Below are 1,849 nucleotides of genomic sequence, written 5' to 3' on the forward strand. Positions count from 1 at the left end.
ATACAGTATGGCTCTGGCTGCAAAGCTAACCCACGAAGCAGGAGGTCAGCACCTCGTGGGGAGTCATTATGTCTATGCGTAGTGGAGAATCATGCCAAGACAGATAGCTAAAGTCGGCGATACTTTTTGGGTGCCAATTGAAGATAATTCTTCGGTCCTCGGACAGATTGTTGAAATACAAAAAGAAGTTTTGAATTCGATAACATGCGCATTCTTTACCGTGCGGAATACAGATGAAAACTGTGATATCGAACATCTCTTCAGTCCTATTTCTGTTCAGTTTGTGACCAAAGATCTTTTTAATAATGGGACATGGAGTCGTATCGCAAATACGCCAGTACAAATATCAAGTTGCAAACTTCCATATCGGGAAGCAGAGACAGATGGGTGGATTGGAGCTACGGTTATTGGTTCGGGTAACATCCAAATGTTTTTATCGGCTTTCTTTGGTTTGCGTGCATGGGATGAAATGCATGACTCAAATTATTATCAAAAGCTGTTATTACCTGGGGTGCAGCGGCATGGCTACGCATAACAATACGCAGCACTCGCTCCCGCTGGTCGCTGGGACGCCAACCCGCTGCGCGGCCTGTCGCCCGTGTGCTTTGCGTTAGGCAATAAGGACTGTAGATGGATTTTCTTAATCGTCACGTTTGGTTAAAAAGAGCATTGATGCTTCTGGCAATTTTAATAGCAACACCATTTGCCGGTTACCTGCTGTTGTTCGTTGAGGTAGCGGGCTTAGAGGTGGCATTTGCGTGTTTACTTATCGCGCTCAAGCCTTTTCTTACCTGGGCACAGTTCCAAATCGACATAATAAAAGCCACATTCAAAACAATATCAAACAACTTTCATAAACACCTAGCCAGTCGCCCAACGGTATATTTTTCGCACGCTGCTGGTAGTGCTGCATTTTTTGCCATCACCGGTGTTATGTTTGTATCGGTTGCCGTTTGGTTGCCTTTATTCATGGTTGGTGCGCAGTATGCCTAACAAGGCGCATCACTCGTGGCCTGCGGCCACTGGGACGTCAAACGCTGTCGCGTTTTTCCGCCCGTGTGCTTTGCGTTAACTTCTAATCATGAAAAGGAGATCATCATGTTCCCAAAGGAATTTTTTATTGTCCCAGAAGAGCTTTTCAGGCTCGGCAATTCCACAAGTCCAAAACTATCGAATGTTCGACCAAGGGACGTTGATACAATGGAGGTTAATGGAATTCGAGTAATTATTGCCAATGGCAAGGGTATAAGTGTCTTTGATAAAGAAGGGATAAATGAATCCCCGATGACTGGTTGGGTTTGGAGATTCCCACCAAATACTAAACCGCCAGTTGGTCTGAAAATGGTGCAGGATAAACCTCACCACTATTGCATATCTCCTATACAAAATATGCCGATTGACAAATTTAAAGGTCTGCTCGAAGAAATGGCGCTTAGAGCAACAAGAGTCTTTAAGAAAGAAGGTAAAGTGGTATGAGTGATTTTCAGCTAAATCTAGTAGAGTCAGAGCTCAAAATAATTCTTGAGGCTCTGACGGAAATGGAGAAAAAGATGTCAAATATTTGCGAATCATCGAATGACGAAGATGAAATCGCAGATATCGGCAATGACCTAATTGAGGTTAGGCTCCTTTTAAAGCCGCTTAAAGAGAAGGCGGTAGAAAGATACGGTGTAAATATAATTAATTTTTCACGCGAACAACTATGAAGTTAACAAGCCAAGGCACCCGACCCAAAACGCTTACTTCGTTCGCGTTTTGGCCGGGTGCTTGGGGCGTTGAACTAAGCCGCTGCGCGGAGCTCTCAGCCACTACCTGTTATTGAACCACACTTACTCCGGGAATGTTCCCA

At 44.4% G+C, this 1,849-nt stretch carries 4 protein-coding genes; all 4 read left to right on the forward strand.

Going from position 1 to position 1,849, the window contains the following annotated elements; translation table 11 throughout:
* The first annotated feature begins 91 nt into the window (after positions 1-91).
* The 4 genes from MN202_RS20430 (at position 92) to MN202_RS20445 (ending at position 1,706) form a co-directional block, all read left to right on the forward strand.
* The gene (locus MN202_RS20430) at positions 92-535 is read left to right on the forward strand and encodes an Imm26 family immunity protein (RefSeq protein ID WP_335737977.1); all 444 of its coding nucleotides are present in this window, start codon (positions 92-94) and stop codon (positions 533-535) included.
* Between the two features lie 95 nt (positions 536-630).
* The gene (locus tag MN202_RS20435; RefSeq protein ID WP_335737978.1) at positions 631-993 is read left to right on the forward strand and encodes a hypothetical protein; all 363 of its coding nucleotides are present in this window, start codon (positions 631-633) and stop codon (positions 991-993) included.
* A 105-nt stretch (positions 994-1,098) separates the two neighbouring features.
* Positions 1,099-1,476, forward strand: a complete 378-nt coding sequence (locus MN202_RS20440) for a Tse2 family ADP-ribosyltransferase toxin (RefSeq protein ID WP_335737979.1) — start codon at positions 1,099-1,101, stop codon at positions 1,474-1,476.
* Positions 1,473-1,706, forward strand: coding sequence for a hypothetical protein (locus MN202_RS20445; protein WP_335737980.1), 234 nt, complete (start codon positions 1,473-1,475; stop codon positions 1,704-1,706). The genes MN202_RS20440 and MN202_RS20445 overlap by 4 nt, the downstream gene beginning before the upstream one ends.
* Positions 1,707-1,849 lie beyond the last annotated feature (143 nt).

Source organism: Rheinheimera muenzenbergensis (assembly GCF_036984005.1).
GTDB lineage: Bacteria > Pseudomonadota > Gammaproteobacteria > Enterobacterales > Alteromonadaceae > Alishewanella > Alishewanella muenzenbergensis.